Origin of the sequence: Psychrobacter sp. UBA6739 (assembly GCF_002453835.1) — a bacterium.
Taxonomy (GTDB): Bacteria; Pseudomonadota; Gammaproteobacteria; order Pseudomonadales; family Moraxellaceae; genus Psychrobacter; species Psychrobacter immobilis_A.
The window spans coordinates 53610-71669 of sequence record NZ_DKHR01000019.1; the positions used below are offsets into that span (position 1 = coordinate 53610).

Below are 18060 nucleotides of genomic sequence, written 5' to 3' on the forward strand. Positions count from 1 at the left end.
TTACAAGCAAATGCCTGTAAGGGTTTGAATTTGGTGGGCCCAGTATCAACCACATTAAAATATTAAGTTATTGATTTAAGTATTTTTATTTAAAGATATTTTTTCTTATACCAACGGTTATACCAACAATTGAATCGAATTATAGATTTATTTTCCAGCCAATATTGCAGTAACTTTGGTCTTAATATTAATTGTTATTTATTGTTAGATGTAGGTAATATGATAATTGAAGAATATAAATTATTCTAATTCTACCTTGACATCATTCAGATAATATGTAGGGAAGTAAAATATTAAGAAGTCATGTATATATTCTTACCCCAAAGTGGCAAGTAGTTAGTAAGGTATTGCTTACTCTAGTGAGAATTTAATATTCCAACGACCAGCTTCCTTATATTCACCTTTAGCATTCAAACCCCAGTATCAATCAAGCCACTTGAGTATTTCTAAACATATTAAAAACCCTATAAAGCGTCCCTATAAATACCTAATGGGTTTTTACTATGTAACAAAACCCATCGCTTTGCGATTTATAATGCTGATCATTGATAGTGCTATACCCTTAAAAACTATGATATTTCTAACTAAGAACTAAGGATTTTATCACCAAGCTTCTAGCTATTTATGACTAAAAGTTAAGCCTTATATTAAAAAGCCGTTGCCACGTCTGAACATTAAGCCCTTAAACTCATGTTACTTATTTCTATAGTATTCATCTACTTTATTGGAGTGGATAATTAAATCTTTGTTGAGTATTTAATTTTTAATAGCTATGTTCAACGCTCAGCAAGTTAATTCTAGTTTCATACGTTTATGTATTACATATCCAATCAGCTGCTCAACACGTATGTCTTTAACTTCAGCTGAGCACAGCCAACTCGCATTCGTCTATAGATAAGTACTATCACTGACCAAAGCTTCATTAGGATAATTCGCATCAAAATTCTGAGCAAATAAATCAAGTTAGATAAGCTGATTAGGATCGGATTTGGCAGTCGCTTTAAAATGTTCGTGACAGCGGAGTTTAATACATTATTTTATCTAAGGCTTCTAATCATGTATTGGCTGATACTATGACCGTAGCACTGCTTAATCTCATCATGAGCCACTCTGACTAGCAATTTTCCCTTCTGCTTATAAAGCACCTATTGCCTTTCTCGCAATAGCTTCTAGATAAATTTAATAGGCTAACTTAAAAAATATTAGATTTACTTATAACTGATATTAATTTATAACGTTTGACTGTGACTTTTTAGCAACATATATTAGATGAGTGCGAATAATCATCATATATTATAGGTGTTAGCAACAAGGTGTGGCCAGATGTAGCTTGAAAATTACATTAGAATTTTTAATATAAATTCTTAAGGCTTTTAATAGATATCAAGGGTTTTGATAGAAAGCTAACAGGTTTATCAACCGAGAAAATAAGTTTTTAGAAACAAAGGAATGTATAGCATGAAAATTTATAGTCATGAAAATCAAAAGCTTCACCATCCGAAGACTTACTTTTCGCGTGGACAAATGCGCGAGCCTCAAGAAAAACCTGAGCGATTGGTTGAGCTTTTAAAGGCGCCAAAAGAGTTAGGCTTGGCAGTAACAACTGCTAAAGAGATAGGAATCGCACCGATTTTAGCCGTACATGATTTGGATTATGTTGACTTCTTAAAGCATGGCTACGATGAATGGATGGCGATAGATGAAGAGATGGGTGAGGAGGTTCAAACCACCATTTATGCTCGGAATAATAACTCAGGACTTGGTATTTTAGCAAAAGCGGCAAAATATCAAGCCGATGGTAGTGCGCCTATTGGCAAGTACTCATGGACCTCCATTTATTGGTCGGCTCAAACAGCACTCAACGCTGCTGAAGCTTTGTTAAATCATGAAGATAATCAAAATAACATTCAAATATGTCTAACCAGACCTGCAGGCCATCATGCTCGTAAAAACGCAGCAGGTGGCTTTTGCTATCTAAATAATGCTGCCATCATTGCACAGCACCTCCGTCAAAAATTTCAAAAAATTGCCATCATCGATACGGACATGCACCATGGTCAAGGTATTCAAGAAATATTCTATGACCGTAAAGATGTGCTATATACATCTGTACATGGTAGCCCCATCAATTTTTATCCTGTAGTCGCTGGTCATGAGCATGAGAGAGGTGAGGATGAAGGTTATGGTTATAACATCAACTTTCCAATGCCTCATGGTACCGATGAAGTGGGATTTTTTCATTATGTAGATCGCTCAATCGAGTCCTTAAAACTATTTGAACCAGATGTCATTGTTCATGTCTTAGGGTTTGACGTCTATAAAGATGATCCACAAGCCAAATGTCACGTTAGTACGGAAGGCTTTAAAACCTTAGCACAGAAACTTAAAGTGTTAAATAAACCTATTATCGTGCTGGTTGAAGGAGGATATTGCATAGAAAAGCTCAATGAAAATCTACAAGCTTTTTTATCTGGTTTTATTTCAGAAAAATAATAATGATTAATGAGAAATAAATATTTAATCGCTACCCATGTAAAGGATTTATTAGGGTAATTGCTCGATTAACTCACAACAACAGGGATGTTTAATATGAGTGTTTCAATTATCAAAGCGATCAGCTATGCCGGTGTGTATGTTGGTGCAGTCATTGGTGCAGGATATGCCAGTGGACAAGAAGTGCTGCAGTTCTTTGCAGGCTATGGCTTTATCGGAATGTTGGGCGCTGTCATTACTATGATTATGTTGGCATGGTACGGTACGGTATTTATGGAGTTAGGTCATCAGCTTAAAACCAATAGTCATCGTGTGGTTCTCAATTATTTATGTGGCAAAAAAATAGGTTTTTTTGCTGATTATATTCTTTTATTTTTCATGTTTGGCGTCATTAGTATCATGTTTTCAGGTGGTGGTGCAGCTATCCATCAGTACTGGGGGCTCCCTCCCGTTGCCGGAAAAATAATTATCGCCTTAATGACACTATCTACCGTAATTTTTGGTTTTACTTCGTCTGTTAGAGCCCTAGGAATCATTTCTCCCTTAATGATTTTGGCGGTAGTTATTATCTCTGTCATTACCTTCACTACGTACTCTGATCAACTGGCAACCGTTGACGCTACTATTCAAACCCTTAAACCCGATACAGCCACTACTTTTTGGTGGACGTCAGCGATAGTTTATGTTTCATATAATGTCATTCCAGGCGTATCCACTTTTGCCTCAATTGGTAATAAAGAGCCAAACTTAAAGACAGTAAGAATGGCTGGCATAATTGGTGGTATGACATTAGGTATTTGTTTGTTATTCATTATTATGGCGCTCTTATCTGATCTTGAGAATGTGATGAGCTATGAGCTTCCCTTCTTAGAAATAGCGCGTGGTATTGGTCCGACTACTGGGTTTTTATTTAGCATCGTGCTTGTAGTTGCTGTATTTACAACGGCGGTCTCTAATCTTTATGGCTTTGTGATCCGCTTCTTCGATTCAGATACGGAAACGTCGAAGTTTCGTATTTTAACTATTGTGGTCGTTGTACTCTCTCTGCTTGCTTCACTATTTCCATTCAGCACATTAGTAGGCACATTGTATCCAGCTTTAGGCATTCTCGGAATGTATGTTCTGCTCTGTGCTTTATATAAGACTTTTAAAGGTCAGATATTTATGGCTGAACGACCAAAGTTGTAATAAAGAAAATGAAGGGGAATGGTATGCGATACAAAGTAATTGTGATTGGTGCTGGTATGGTGGGTACGTCCATCGCTTGGCACCTACAAAAAAATAATTCTCAGGTTCTATTATTAGATAAGAAGCCACCGGGATCAGAGACATCGTATGGTAACGCAGGGTTGATACAGCGAGAAGCAATTCATGTGCATCCATTTCCCAGACATCTTGCGGAACTCATTAGAGTGTTACCGAATCAGAATACAGATATACGTTATCGCTGGCCTGCGGTCTTCCGTTATCATCAGGCTTTGTTAAAGTACTGGCAGTTTTCTGCGCCTTCTTCTGTCCAAAAAATAGAAAAAGAGTGGAAGACTCTGATTGAGCATTGCACAAGTGAGCATCAGGAAATGATTACGGCAGCTGGTGCTGAAGACTTGATAAGACGAGATGGCTGGATTGAGATGCATCGAGACGAGGATAAACTTAAAACAGCGAGCGTAGGTGCTGAAAGTTCACAGCAACAAGGTATCGAGCACAAAGTTTTATCCATTGCCCAATTAAAAGAATTAGAACCCAATGGTAATTTCGATGACTTTATCGGCGCTATTCATTGGTCTAACTCTTGGCAGGTATCAAACCCCGGAGCCTTGGTAAAAGCCTATGCAAAAAGCTTTCAAAGCATGAATGGGACAATAGGCGAGTCTACGGTTAAAGAAATACGATTAGATGGTGATGGCTGGCAAGTGATAACTGATCAGGAGACTTTTTATAGTGATGACGTCGTTATTGCGGCAGGCCCTTGGTCTAATCAATTGATAAAGCCTTTAGGATATGATTTGCCTTTATTCCCTATGCGTGGCTATCATCAGCATTTTGAAACCACAGAAAAAAATAAGATTTATCATAGTTTGGTTGATATTGACAAAGGTTTTGTGATGGGACCGATGCAACAAGGTATTCGTATTACTACCGGTGCTGAAATGACGACCATGGACGCACCAAAGAATTTTGATCAATTGAACGCTGTGTTGCGTTTTGCGCAAGCTGTTTTACCTTTGAATCAACGAGTAGAGACAGAAGCGTGGGCAGGCTCACGGCCGTGCATGCCTGATATGAAGCCGATTATCGGAGCCGCTGGTAAGCATAATAATTTATGGTTTGCCTTCGGACATGGTCACCAAGGCTTTACTTTAGGACCTATCACTGGACGTATTATGGAAGAGTTATTACATAAGAAGCCTACAGTAGTGGATATTAAACCTTTTAATGCTCAACGATTTTCTAACACTTAATACATATTTTTTTAACTATTATATTTTAAAAACATAAGGATGAATAAACATGAAGAAACTTCACAGTAACCAACGTATGAGCCAAATCGTTACTCATAATCAGACGATATATTTATCAGGCCAAGTTGGCGCTATCGATGAAGATGTGGCTGCCCAAACGTTAAGCTGTCTAAATAAAGTTCAAGGTTTATTAGAAGAGATAGGTAGTGATAAATCAAAAATTCTGACGGCAACCGTGTGGTTAAAAAGCATGTCAGACTTTGAAGCGATGAACGAGGTGTGGGATAGGTGGTTTGCAGATACGCAGCCACCTGCTCGAGCTTGCGGTGAGTCAGTATTGGCACATCCTGACCTATTGGTAGAGATTACGGTCATTGCTGCTGAGTGAGCCATTTAGATACTTAAAAAGAATAAAGACTTTTATTAATATAAAAAATATTAAGGGACTAATAATGAAGAATATCATCCATGGTGGTCAAGCGATCGTAGATAGTCTGCAATTACATGGAGTCAGTCGCACCTATGTCGTTCCTGGTGAGAGTTATCTCTCGGTATTAGATGGATTATACAACGCTGATATCCAAACAATTATATGCCGACACGAAGCCGCTTGTACCTATATGGCAGATGCTCATGGTAAGTTTACGGGTCAGCCAGGTATTGCCATGGTGACCCGTGGACCGGGCGCTGCGCAAGCTTATACTGGTATCCATACTGCATGGCAGGATGGTGTGCCACTTATATTATTCATTGGACTTATCCCTGTTGCTGATAGAGATCGCGAGTCATTTCAAGAGTTTGACCCTAAGCAGTGGTTCTCTAGTCAGTGTAAGCGTGTATTCATATTAGATGAAGTTTCAAGAGCATCTGAGATTGTGGCAAAAGCATTTCATGCGGCTTTAGAAGGACGACCAGGTCCTGTCGTTGTGGGACTGCCTGAAGATATTATTCAGCAGGAGTTTCACGGGCAATTGCATCCAGTGATACCTGTTGCTGAAGGTTCTATATGCGATGATAAGCTTGAGGTAATATTAAATGCGTTATCGAATGCTGAAAAGCCGCTGATTTTTGCAGGAGGACAAAATTGGACGACAGAGGCTTCTGTACAGCTAACAAAGTTTGCCGAAGATAATTGTATTCCTGTTATTCATGATTGGCGAGCCTCAGACAGAGTGACTTTTAACTCTCCTGCCCACGCAGGCTATCTAGGTTACGGGCGCTCGGATGAGTGTGCTGCTCTTATCGAAACGGCTGATGTGCTGCTGACGATAGGTACTGTGTTAGGTGATGTCGCTAGTGATGGCTATAAATTGCGACAGTCTTTTGATAAACCTAACTACATTGTCAATTTAGATACTAGTTTGCGCGGTCATAGTGGCTCAGTTACTGCGCATATTGTCTCTAGCCCTATTAGTTTTGTTAAAGCGATGAGTAAAATGTCGTTGGCAAATTCAGCGTCTCGTGAGACTTGGTTTAATTATTGTCATGAACAACAAAGAAAGGATTGTGCTTTTCCAGAAAAAGCAACAGAAACTCATCACATCACTGATGTAGCCGCTGATCAAAATTATGCCAGTATGACGCAAGTGATCCAGCAGGTCACTAAGCAGTTACCTAAAGATGCCGTATATAGCTTTGGCGCCGGTAATCACTGCTTATGGGCGCAGCGTTATCTGCCTACGCATATTTTCCCAAGTCAACTCAGTACCAGAAATGGCGCGATGGGTTATAGCTTGCCGTCAGGTATTGTTGCTGCTTTAGAGTCGCCAGAACGCCTATCGATTGTGGTCACTGGCGATGGCGAATTTATGATGAATGAAGCGGAATTGTCAACATCCATTCGTTATGATGCTCCTGTTTTAATTATTTTGATGGACAATCAACAGTTTGGCACTATCCGTCAGCATCAAGAAGCACATTATCCTGATAGGGTGTCTGGTACGCAGCTACAAAATCCTGACTTTGCAGCACTCGCTAATGCCTTTGGAGCACATGGCATACGAATTACTAGTAATAAGGACATTAAAGCGAGTGTCACTGAGGCGATGCATGTCGTTACAAAAGAACGTAAAACGGTATTGTTGCACGTGATTACTGATCCTGATGAGCTAACGCCATAGCTGTTAATCTAATTAATATCTTATGCTAATAATTATTCATAACAAGGAAGTATTATGACAAGCTATCAAGTAACGAATCCGGCGACTGGCGAGATAGAAAAGCAATATACCAATCATTCTGATTACGAAATACAGGCTATTATTACCGAATCAAATGATGCTTATCAGGCGTGGCGCACAAGTGACATCAACTCGCGTGTACGAATATTAAATAATATTGCTGATCTGTATGACAAGCAACGAGAAGCCTTAGCGATAATTATGGCACGCGAAATGGGTAAGCCTGTGGCGCAAGGTGAAGGAGAGCTTGGATTGGTCAGTGAAATATTTCGCTATTATGCCAAGTATGGTGAGCAGTTTTTAACGACAGCAGATTTGCCTAATACTCAAAACGCCTTAGTAAAAAAAGAACCTATCGGCGTATTATTGGGTATCATGCCATGGAATTATCCTCATTATCAGGTAGCGCGATTTATTGCACCTAACTTGATGCTAGGTAATGCGATGGTGTTGAAGCATGCGCCTTCATGCCCAGAGTCGGCTGTAGCTATTACTACTATATTGGCACAAGCAGGCTTACCTAAAGGTGTTTATAATAATATTTTTGCAACTAATGACCAAGTTACATCCATCATTAATGACAAGCGTATTCAAGGGGTCTCCTTAACAGGATCGGAGCGGGCAGGTGCGGCTGTTGCACAGACAGCAGGTGCGGCACTGAAAAAGGTGGTACTCGAATTAGGAGGGTCGGATCCCTTTATAGTCTTAGCAGATGCAGATATCGATCAAGCAGTAACCTGTGCATTCATCGGTAGATTTGGAAATGCTGGTCAAGCCTGTAATGCGGCAAAACGTATTATTCTACAAGCGGATATTTATGAGGAATTTGTAGAAAAACTAGTCCATAAAATTGAGTCGTTAGAGCCTGCTGACCCTTTATGCAAAGAGACTTTTTTAGGACCATTATCCTCGAGTCAAGCTTTAGAGACTATTCAAGCACAATACAATAATACCATAACGCAAGGTGCTACAGTGCTAGTAGCTGGTGGACAGATAGCAAAATCGGGGGCATGGTTTAAACCTGCGCTATTAGCTGACGTAACCCCAGATATGCAAGCCTATCATGATGAGCTTTTTGGACCCGTAGCGGTCGTATATAAAGCGCTTGATATTGAGGAGGCTATAAGGCTTGCTAACGATACGCCATTCGGTCTAGGAGCATGTATTCATACGCAAGATATGGCGCGTGGACAAGCTATCGCTGAGCGGTTGGATGTTGGTATGGTGACGTTCAACCAAGCACCGGGGACAGCGGCTGAAATGCCTTTTGGTGGTGTTAAACGCTCAGGTTTTGGCCGCGAGCTTGGTCCTTATGGGATGAATGAGTTCGTAAATTTTAAGCTATATAATAAATAAGCGTTTATACAGTCCCGTTATCTCTAGCTATATTGTATTATGAGCTGAGGACAATGATGAAAGGCACGCTAAAAATTCACAGGCTGGATAAGTATCACAAAAACTTAAGTCTTCTGTGTTTTTGGCAGGCCTTTCATGTTGATCGGTTATCAATATATCTAGAATATAAGTGCTGAAACTACCATGCTACAACAGAAATTAGCTGATAGCTTGAATTGGACATTGCTTCATGTATTAATTGTTATATATGAGGAAGGGAGCATTAGTGCAGCTGCTAATCGCTTGAATATTACCCAGTCAGCGGTCAGTCAGAACCTCAAAAAGCTTGAAGAGCAGCTCGAAAGTCAGCTGGTCATCCGTAATACTAAGCCCTTAGAACTTACACCCATCGGTCATTACTGTCTTCAAGTTGCCCAAACGATATTTACAGAAATAACCTCTATTGAGGCTATGAAAGGTAGCAATTCGCATCTCTTAGAAGGCGAGATTAAATTGCTGGTCGCCAGTCGACTCCACAATCCAAAGTACAATGATTTTTTAGTATATTTCAAAAAAAAATACCCAAATATCACTTTAGATTTAACGGTGAAATCAAGTATGGATATTTTAAATAACCTAAAACAAAAGACGCCTGCTGTTGGTATATGCTTAGCTAGACATATTCCAGAAACCCTTAATCAGCAGTTATTGTTTACTCAGCGGTATTATCTATACTGCGGCTACAATCATCCTTTGTTTTCAGTACCTGATTTGAGTTTTGATAGTCTATTAAAAGAGGATTTCATAGCTTTTAGCAGTGAGGATATTGGTGATGTGCTTTCACCAATTACGGTATTTAAAGAAAACCATGATATCACTGGCCGCATTAGTGCTTATACCAACAATTTAGATGAAGCGGTCCGTCTGATTTATACTGGCTATGGAATCGGCGCGCTACCAGATCAATTTATTGCTGCAACACACCTAGAGTCTAAGTTGAGACGTTTGCCGCCAAACGAAGGTATTGCTGACATACCTGTTCATATTTTTTGGCACAAACACCGTGCTTTATCACCTATTGAAGCCAGATTCATTGAAGAGATTATAGAGTTTGATATTTCTTTCTAATCAAACCCTAATATTAACAACACCACCTGAGAAAAGTGAACTTCATACCTCAATCTTCTACACTATATAGACAATAGCATTTAGCGTCTTTTCGAATCATCAGAGTAAAGTAAATCAATGGTAATGGAGAGGTTAATGATATTTCGGACACCATAATATTGAGGTGTTTACCACCCAATAAGTTATAGTTTAGATTAATATTTGGTTTACTTTAGCATTGAATAATTCTTCGCTATCGATATTAATTTCAAAAACAACCCTTCATAAAAATTCTTTAAAATTATGATCTCCTAAGTTAATGTCTACGGTTTCTTCGGCACAGTTCAAGTGTTTATAGTGCACTAATTTGTTTGGCGCATCAGTCAGTTTAGCAACATAAATGATACCAGTAAGTTATCGATGGTCTCCAAAGTTTTTGGCCAATTCATCATCCATCCAGTCAGGATCAGTAATTAATAACTGGATCTTACGTGCGTATTGATAGTTAATTAATCACTCTGCCTTCTCATCAGTGTGAATCAAAGAACATAGCAATAGTCGCAAGTATTGTAAATGACATTTCGACCTCTATAGTGACCGAAAAATCAGAAATTACAAACAAAATCTGCTTCTAATTTGCTTGCTGTTCCAGACGAAAGAGGCTCAAAGAAATTGCTTTTTGATCCAGAATATCTAACACTTCCATCTAGATTGTAACTAGTAAAATATGTAGTTTTAACTCTCATTGGATTGCTTTTACAATCGTAAGAATTAAAAACTATAAAATAAATTTTATCTTCGATGGCTATTCTTTTGGAAAGCACTTGTTTGTACTCACCTTGTACTGATATTGATTCTATATCAACGTAAACGTACCTTTTCTGCTCAGGGTTTGAATGAACTTGAACCCAATTTGATGCATTGGCATAAGTAAACAAAAAACCAAAAAATAGTATTACAGCCAATTTTTTCAAAAAAACCTCACAAAAATAGTTAAAGTTAGTTGCAAGTATAGAATTACCGCTGCAAATAGCCTCAAATTACCCACTTAAGGTACGCCCATAAATACACTGAGATCGACCATAAAATACAATACCTACTAAGATCAGCAATTTAAATACTGATCTTAGTACTCACTACAGGCAACGAACGGTAATCATCCCAACTATAAGAAACTTATCCAATAGAATTAAGTTGCGTGATTTAGTTTCTGTATCGGCGTAAAGCCGCCATCGCCATTGCTTCTGACAATGGCAAATAATTACTAATAGCTTAATCAAATACAGTCTGTGTAACTAAAATCTTTTAAGTTAGTTTCTACGCTATTGGCAGTATGTATCGGGAAGTATTAGAACCATGAGTTATACTTATCATAATCACTTGTATTAGAATCAGACGACGATGCATTCGGTACATGATTATCTGAAAGCTCAGGCCGTCTTATCTTAGCAGGTTCCGGCTCATTTACAGGTTCCGGCTCAGGCTCAGGTTCATAGTAGGGCTCAGGCTCGTAGTAGGGTTCTAATAATGATTCTGCAACCCAGGCTACTTCTCCACTAGTCAATTGAAAGCCCATCCATCTGCCTATGGATTCATCATAAGTTCCAAGATACATATATGGACAAACTATCTCACCTTTTTGTATCAAACCAATAACACTATTGTCATTTGTGTTTGCACTATTCCGAACATTTACACCAGCAGAAGCAACTATATATTCAACTTCATTATTTCTCACGCCACATCTTGAGTAAAGAATATCTCGTGGGTATTTAGAAAGTGTCAGGCTTGACATCCAACCCATAGTTCCTCCATTGCTAGCTACATTAATCCAAGTAATACTTCCATCTTCAATTAATGGTGAGTCAGTTTGAGTTAATTTAGTATTATATTCGAGCTTCATGACAATAGGAGAGTTTAAGCTTGGTCTCTGTCTTAGGTTCGCCTCATCCGACATCACATATAAAAATTGGTCTGTTAGTTTAGGAGGGTTTACTTCTTCAACTTCATTGTATGCTGCTGTAGGCTCATAGGTCCCTGCATCCGATACTTCTTGTTGTGCATTGTAAAGGTCTTCTGCGGCATTTTCTGTATTTGAACCGAAGTCAGTGGCTGCTAGTACTATGATGACTCCTATAAGCAAAAGAAAAATAATAATTGCTAATTGAGATTGCCCTTGACCCCACCAGCTGGCTTTTACATTCGTATTAAGATCATTAGGTTTGTTATTCGTATTTATGTACACAGGAGTATGATTAGTATCATCCTCTCTGTTTTGATGCTGTATGTCTGGCTGAGATGTAATGGTCTTTAAGTTAGGAGTAGGCTGAAGGCCATGATTTTTTTCAATAACCAGTAAGGTAAGGGTGTTTTCCCACAATTGTGGAGTAGGTCTTCTGTCTTTAGACTTTATATCGAACGCTAGATGGAATAAAGATTTTAATTTATGATTAATATTATCGAAGCCCTTATGTTCAGGTGGCATCAAGCTAATATGGCTACTACCTCCACCATGAACAAAAAGATTGTTTTCAACTTTCTCATCAAGAGTAACTAAGTGGTTATAAGGGGGAGTAAAAGTTGCCGAGTAAGGATGAGCTCTGAATATTATTTCATAAATAATAACTGATAAAGGAAATCTTTCTTGTGACTCATTATATATATTAGTACTTATATTCATCCCTAGCGCCTCAGGAGGTGTATACCCTGAGATATCTCTTGAATCAAAGTTAGTGATCTTATGAGTTTCATTATTATTTTCTAGAATCAAGTCACATTCGATCAATGAAATTCGACCATCATTAGTTACCATGATATTGGTAGGAAAAAGGTCTGTAAAAATATACCAGTTTGTCTCATTAATAGAACGTATTGTTTGGCAGATATTTATGCATGTCTTCAACCTTAACTCGTAGCTAGCTAGTGTATTCTCTGCAAAAGCTTGCCACTTATTACTATATTGCTTTGTGCTGTTAAAAATCTCATCTAGAGATAGACTGCCATTTAATGCTAATGGCATTAAGTAACCCGCAAAAACATTGTTTTCATCATAGACACAATGTGATGGCCAGCATATCTTTGAATCGTTGCTAACATCAGTCTGCGGTTGGTGATTGACCATGTATTCAATTTTCGGTTGCACATTCATGCTTTGATAGGCTTTTGAAAACTTTTTGAAAACTAAGCCCTTAAGCTCAGAGGTAGATGATGGCTTGATGTTATATAGCTCACCGTTAGAGCTTTTGCTTATGAGAGCAGTCGTTTGAAAGCTGGCATGTAATCCATTCTGATCTTTAATATAAAATGATGTCATAAATTAATTCTTAATTATTTAGGTTCTATTAAAGTTAGAGTGCTTTAAATATATATGGGTAAACCTTAAAGTTCATTACCGTTATATTTATGTGAAGTAATAAAGGGGTTGATAGCGCAGCTATTGGTAAATAAACGACTATTTATTTACTAGAATTAATACGCCATATTTACTAATTTCTTGGAATTACTCGCTTAAATTAGCGTGCAAATAATCAACGCCATATCTTTCTTTATTATGAGTGACTATAAAAAGTAGCTCACAATAATTAGGTTACGGTATACTTGTTGATGACTGGTTTGGTACTTAGTGCAATCATAGTGACTGAATGGCTTAGTACTACAGACTTTGCATACTCTACCAATGCTAAATTAATTTTTTTTGCCGACAATAAATGCCTATCCATGTGACTATTTTAGTAAGGTGTGGCGTGGCATTCTTTAAGGTATCTCATTATTTTTTAGCAAGTTTAAGTTGGTTTCTTGAAGGATTATTTTCTTTGAAGATTGCTATCAATTCTAGGTTATATGACTGAGCTTTACTTTGATATATCTTGTGAGTTTTAGTTTTCTCTGTGATGGATAACGCTACTTATCTTCTCTAGCCTAAAAATTTTCTGCTTACAGGTTTTTTCTGTAGTTAAAGTACTGTTTAAATTTCAGTATAGCTATTCATTTAAAATGATACAAATGATAACATAGGGTTAATATTTTAAAAACAATATAATTTTTCAAGGCTGACAAAAGTGGATAAAGTTTTTAATAATCCTTATAGGGTTTTAGGCTTAGTAAGCCCTATAACTAGTAAAGAACTAGCTAAAAGAACAAGCGATTTAGAGACTTTTGTTGATTTCGGTAAGGTTAAAGATTATCCGCTTGATATGAGTGCTAGCAATAACCTACCTATAAGAACATTGGAGTCTATACAGGACGCTGCTCGAAACCTCGAAAGTGATAACGACAGAGTGTTTAATGCACTATTTTGGTTCTACCAATACGATACGGTTGACGAGATTGCTTTTGAAGCTATAGAAAATAATAATTATCGTAAAGCATATGAGTTATGGGACTCACAGATACTCTCTAACTCAAACCCTAAGTTCTCGTGGCTTATAAACGCTAATGTCATATCGTTATTCGAGCTTAAGTCGTCAGGTTTTGTTTATGGAAAGCTCTATGAAGTTGTTGAGCGTTATGGCTCAGTTATCAAAGAACTAGATAAGATTAAAACTAATGCCTTACAGTCTAATAAGAATATTGTAGATAATAGCTCACTCAGTAAAACGATGATTGACAGTCTTATTGAGTATGCTTCAAGTATGGAGGGTAGTGTTCTTGAGTTATTAGGGGCGTTCTCAAATTATGCTGAGGATATGCAGGATTATGCTGAATCTAAAATTATTAATCCCTATATAACTGAAATTCAGGATGTAATTGATGAAGTTAAGCACGGCTTAACTGAAGAAGAAAGCTGGGCTGTTTACGGTTTGGTTGATAAATTAAAAGATAAGGAACCCTTAGTTCGCGAATTAGACCTTTATTGTAATAATTATAAAGTTCAAAGAGTAGTCAATGATTACGCTGATACGGCTAAGAGGTGCTCAGTTTTTGCCAACAATGAGCTGGAAGAGTCTGGGTTTGCTAAAGATATAATTGATTGGGCTCATGAGTTACCAGCTTACGGTGAAGTGAAAAGTAATATTGCAGATAATAAAAATAAGTTAGAGGAGATAATAGAGGAAGAATCTGTCAATAAGATTTTTATAAATATATTTGCCTATCTAGAAAAAGAGATTTATTCAATTGCTGATGCTGAGTGGTTACTGAATAAGATGGTCGCTGAGCTAAATGTTATTACCGTACAAAGTGCTAAAGAAGAAGAGCTATTCAGAAGTTTAGCAGGAGCATGTGCTTTTAAACTAATTGGTAAGATTTTAGAAGTCTATAAAGATACTTTTGAAGAGTTTAAAGAGCAGCCAGACCTAGATAAGTTAAATGCCACTAATGCCACTATTGATGAGTGCTATAACTTGATGTCGAAAATACAAAGAGAGTTCTTGTATATTGATATAGATGATGAAACAGAAGAATCCATCAGGAAGGCGTATGCTCATATAAGTAGTGAGAGATCAGATTTACAGCAGGCAGTAGAAAAAGCAGGTGGTAAAAAGTACCTTCCAGTGGTTGCTACTCAGGATAAACCCATAATTGGCGGTGCTCTTTATACGATAAGTAATATGACTGGTATAAACTCCACCTATCTTAGAGTTGGATATGTCATAGCAGCGCTATTTACAGGATTTTGGCCACTTATCGTCTTATATGCAGTAATGACAATTATCAAAAGCTTTATTGAAAATAATGCAAAGTAAAATAATTAAAGGCAGCTGTAATGAAAAAGACCATTTTATCCGCTTTAATATGTAGTAGCTTTTTTGCTGTAAGCTCCACCTCATCATTTGGTGCTGATCAACAAAATGATACCAGTAAAGACATTGCTGCTATACAAAAGACCGTAGTTCTACAGCAGCAAAAAATTAGTGATATCCAGTCTAGCAATGAAAAGCTACTAAGCGCTCTCGAGAAACAAGGTGCTGACTATAAAGCAGAAAGTAAAGAGAGGCTTGAACAACTCTCTGAGCTTAAAACAGCATTAGAAGACGTTAATACTAAGCTTGATGATACCAATCAATCTATAACTACATTAGAGAACACCACAAAAGCATCTGAGCAAAACTTAAAAAAAGATGTTGATACGTTAAGCGCAGATACAGCAGAAAAAACCTCTAACTTAGATAATAAATTCACAAACCACTCATTGCTAGGCTTGTTAGGTTTACTAGGTCTACTTGGAATCTTGGGTGGGGTCTATTGGTATTTGAGAAAGCAGCATAACCAAGAAAACGTAGGCTTAGTCAATAAGGTGCAGTCTGCGCTTGAAGGTGTGAAAAAAGCGGAAGAGAATATCGTCCAATCTGATGCCCAATTAATAACACAGCTTAATGAAGTTGTGGCTAAGCTCAAGTTAGAACATGCTCATTTAGCTGAAGCTGCTACCCTAACCGCTAGCCCAGATATGCTTTCAAATAGTGAAGATAATATCGATCATGGTCTGGCTATTAAGCTTGCAGATGAAATTCATCGTATGCGTAGACGCATAACTGCGCTACCAGAAGATACCAAAGGGCTTAAATCTCTGAGCAAGTCTCTTGAGAGGTTAGAGGAGGAGCTTGGTAGTAATGGCTATGAGATTATTGATTATCTGGGCATGAATTATACTGAAGGGATGACTGTTAAGGCCCGATTTATACCGAGTGATGAGCTCAATGAAGATGAAAGTATAATCACTAGAGTGGTTTATCCTCAGGTTAATTTCAATGATAAGTTAATTCAAAAAGCTGATGTTGAAGTCAGTGTTGGTTAGAAAAAAAATCAATGAATAATAAAGTATAGGAATGTAGATATGCGTCAAAAAGTAGATTTTGGTATTGATTTGGGTACAACTAACTCTGCCATTGCAGTCATGCAAGATGGTGACTCTGTAATCATTAAATCAGATGATGATCAGGGAGATACAACAGCTTCATGTATTTCTTTTAATAAAAAGCAAATTATGCGTGTTGGAGATAAGGCAAAAAATGCAATAGAGCAGGAAGCCATACAAAACTTTAAAAAACGTGAAGCCACTAAGCTTAATGGCTATCAAGAATTTAAACGTAATATGGGCACGAATTATAACTATGAATCAACCTTTATGGATAGAAGTTATAGTGCAGAAGCGCTTTCCGCTGAAGTGCTTAAAAAACTAAAAGGTTATGTCAGAGACGAAAATGTCACATCTGCTGTGATTACAGTACCTGCTATGTTTGAGCAAAGTCAGTTAGACGCTACGCAGCGGGCTGCACAGCTGGCAGGATTTAGCTATTGTGAGCTATTACAAGAGCCCATTGCCGCCTCGATTGCTTATGGTATCAAGGCAACTAGCCAATCAGGTTATTGGTTAGTGTTTGACTTTGGTGGTGGTACTTTTGATGCGGCATTGATGCATACGGAAGAGGGTATCATGAAAGTGGTTGATTCAGCAGGCAATAACCACCTTGGTGGTAAAGATTTGGATGCAGCCGTAGTTGATCAATTGTTTATACCAGAGATTCAAAAGCAGTGTGATCTTGAAGACACTATTTCGGATTCAGCCATGAAGGGTTTGTTACAAGAAGCATTAAAAGGATTTGCTGCAGAATCAAAGATCAAATTATCATCAAGCGATCAGTGGAGCGAGTTTATTGATGATCTAGGTGAGGACGATAGCGGAGACGATATTGAATTTGATATCACAATTACCTTAGATCAATATGAAAAAGTAGTCACTCCGATATTTCAGCAAGCCATTGACATCACAAAGGACTTAATTAAACGTAATAATTTAGAACCCAGCGACTTAAGCTCGCTTATCTTAGTAGGCGGTCCAACGTTCCAGCAGACGCTACGCCGGATGTTAGTGGAACAAATCACAGATAAGATCGATACCAGCATAGATCCTATGACGGCCGTCGCTCGAGGCGCGACCTTATTTGCTTCCACCAAAGACATTCCTAGAGAGCTGCAAAAGCGTGACACCAAAAAGGCCCAGCTTATCTTAAAGTACCCTGAGACCACTGTTGAAACAGCTGAACACTTGGGTATTAAGATTGATAGAGACGCATCAGAATCTTCACTGCCAGAGACATTCAGTTTAGAGGTACTACGTAGCGATGGTGCTTGGTCTTCAGGTAGTTTAGCTATAGATAATGATGTTGAAATTATCGAGTTGCAATTAAATACGGGGAAAACCAATCACTTTGAGCTAAAGCTATCCAGTAGTGATGGTACGATAATTCCTTGTCAGCCAAATACCATTACTATTATTCAAGGTCTGAAAATAGCCAATGCGACATTACCTTATAATATTGGTATTGAGGTTTACGATACCTTGGTAGCCAAACAAGGTGTTTGGCCGCTGGCGGGACTAGAGAAAAATAAAACACTGCCAGCGAAAGGTAAAGGCACGTACAAGACAATGCAGGATGTTCGCCCAGGAGTGAAAGACGATGTCATAACCATTCCAACTTATGAAATTAATTTTGGTAAAGAAGGTTCGAAAGCAATTTTTAATACACGCTTTGGTGAAATTA

The 18060-nt window shown here is 37.9% G+C and carries 12 protein-coding genes; 10 read left to right on the forward strand and 2 right to left on the reverse strand.

Annotated features, from left to right (window positions below):
* The first annotated feature begins 1458 nt into the window (after positions 1–1458).
* The 7 genes from B2575_RS05120 to B2575_RS05150 all read left to right on the forward strand — a co-directional run bounded on the left by B2575_RS05120 (position 1459) and on the right by B2575_RS05150 (position 9598).
* On the forward strand, positions 1459–2493 hold the full coding sequence (locus tag B2575_RS05120; RefSeq protein WP_193031432.1) for a histone deacetylase family protein: 1035 nt from the start codon (positions 1459–1461) through the stop codon (positions 2491–2493).
* A 96-nt stretch (positions 2494–2589) separates the two neighbouring features.
* On the forward strand, positions 2590–3681 hold the full coding sequence (locus B2575_RS05125; RefSeq protein WP_296240444.1) for a beta-carotene 15,15'-monooxygenase: 1092 nt from the start codon (positions 2590–2592) through the stop codon (positions 3679–3681).
* A gap of 23 nt (positions 3682–3704) precedes the next feature.
* Complete coding sequence (locus B2575_RS05130; RefSeq protein WP_193031436.1) at positions 3705–4955, forward strand: NAD(P)/FAD-dependent oxidoreductase; 1251 nt, start codon at positions 3705–3707, stop codon at positions 4953–4955.
* 49 nt (positions 4956–5004) lie between these two features.
* On the forward strand, positions 5005–5343 hold the full coding sequence (locus B2575_RS05135) for a RidA family protein (RefSeq protein ID WP_296240445.1): 339 nt from the start codon (positions 5005–5007) through the stop codon (positions 5341–5343).
* Between the two features lie 64 nt (positions 5344–5407).
* Complete coding sequence (locus B2575_RS05140; protein ID WP_193031440.1) at positions 5408–7075, forward strand: thiamine pyrophosphate-dependent enzyme; 1668 nt, start codon at positions 5408–5410, stop codon at positions 7073–7075.
* Positions 7076–7129: 54 nt separating this feature from the next.
* Complete coding sequence (locus B2575_RS05145) at positions 7130–8491, forward strand: NAD-dependent succinate-semialdehyde dehydrogenase (RefSeq protein WP_296240446.1); 1362 nt, start codon at positions 7130–7132, stop codon at positions 8489–8491.
* A 183-nt stretch (positions 8492–8674) separates the two neighbouring features.
* Positions 8675–9598 (forward strand): LysR family transcriptional regulator, encoded by a 924-nt coding sequence (locus B2575_RS05150; protein ID WP_193031444.1) that lies wholly within the window; start codon positions 8675–8677, stop codon positions 9596–9598.
* Positions 9599–10182: 584 nt separating this feature from the next.
* On the opposite strand, the gene B2575_RS05155 is transcribed toward B2575_RS05150, so the two are convergent.
* Together B2575_RS05155 and B2575_RS05160 are read right to left on the reverse strand one after the other, a co-directional pair.
* Positions 10183–10551 (reverse strand): surface-adhesin E family protein, encoded by a 369-nt coding sequence (locus tag B2575_RS05155; RefSeq protein WP_296240447.1) that lies wholly within the window; start codon positions 10549–10551, stop codon positions 10183–10185.
* A gap of 374 nt (positions 10552–10925) precedes the next feature.
* Positions 10926–12890: an SH3 domain-containing protein gene (locus tag B2575_RS05160; RefSeq protein ID WP_296240449.1), complete on the reverse strand. Its 1965-nt coding sequence runs from the start codon at positions 12888–12890 to the stop codon at positions 10926–10928.
* A 745-nt stretch (positions 12891–13635) separates the two neighbouring features.
* On the opposite strand from B2575_RS05160, the gene B2575_RS05165 reads away from it, so the two are divergent.
* The 3 genes from B2575_RS05165 to B2575_RS05175 form a co-directional block, all read left to right on the forward strand.
* Entirely contained in the window at positions 13636–15261 is a 1626-nt protein-coding gene (locus B2575_RS05165; RefSeq protein WP_296240450.1) for a hypothetical protein, read from the forward strand.
* Positions 15262–15281: 20 nt separating this feature from the next.
* Positions 15282–16313, forward strand: a complete 1032-nt coding sequence (locus B2575_RS05170) for a hypothetical protein (protein ID WP_296240451.1) — start codon at positions 15282–15284, stop codon at positions 16311–16313.
* Between the two features lie 39 nt (positions 16314–16352).
* Positions 16353–18060: Hsp70 family protein (locus B2575_RS05175; RefSeq protein WP_296240452.1), on the forward strand; the 1708-nt coding region annotated here is incomplete at its 3' end.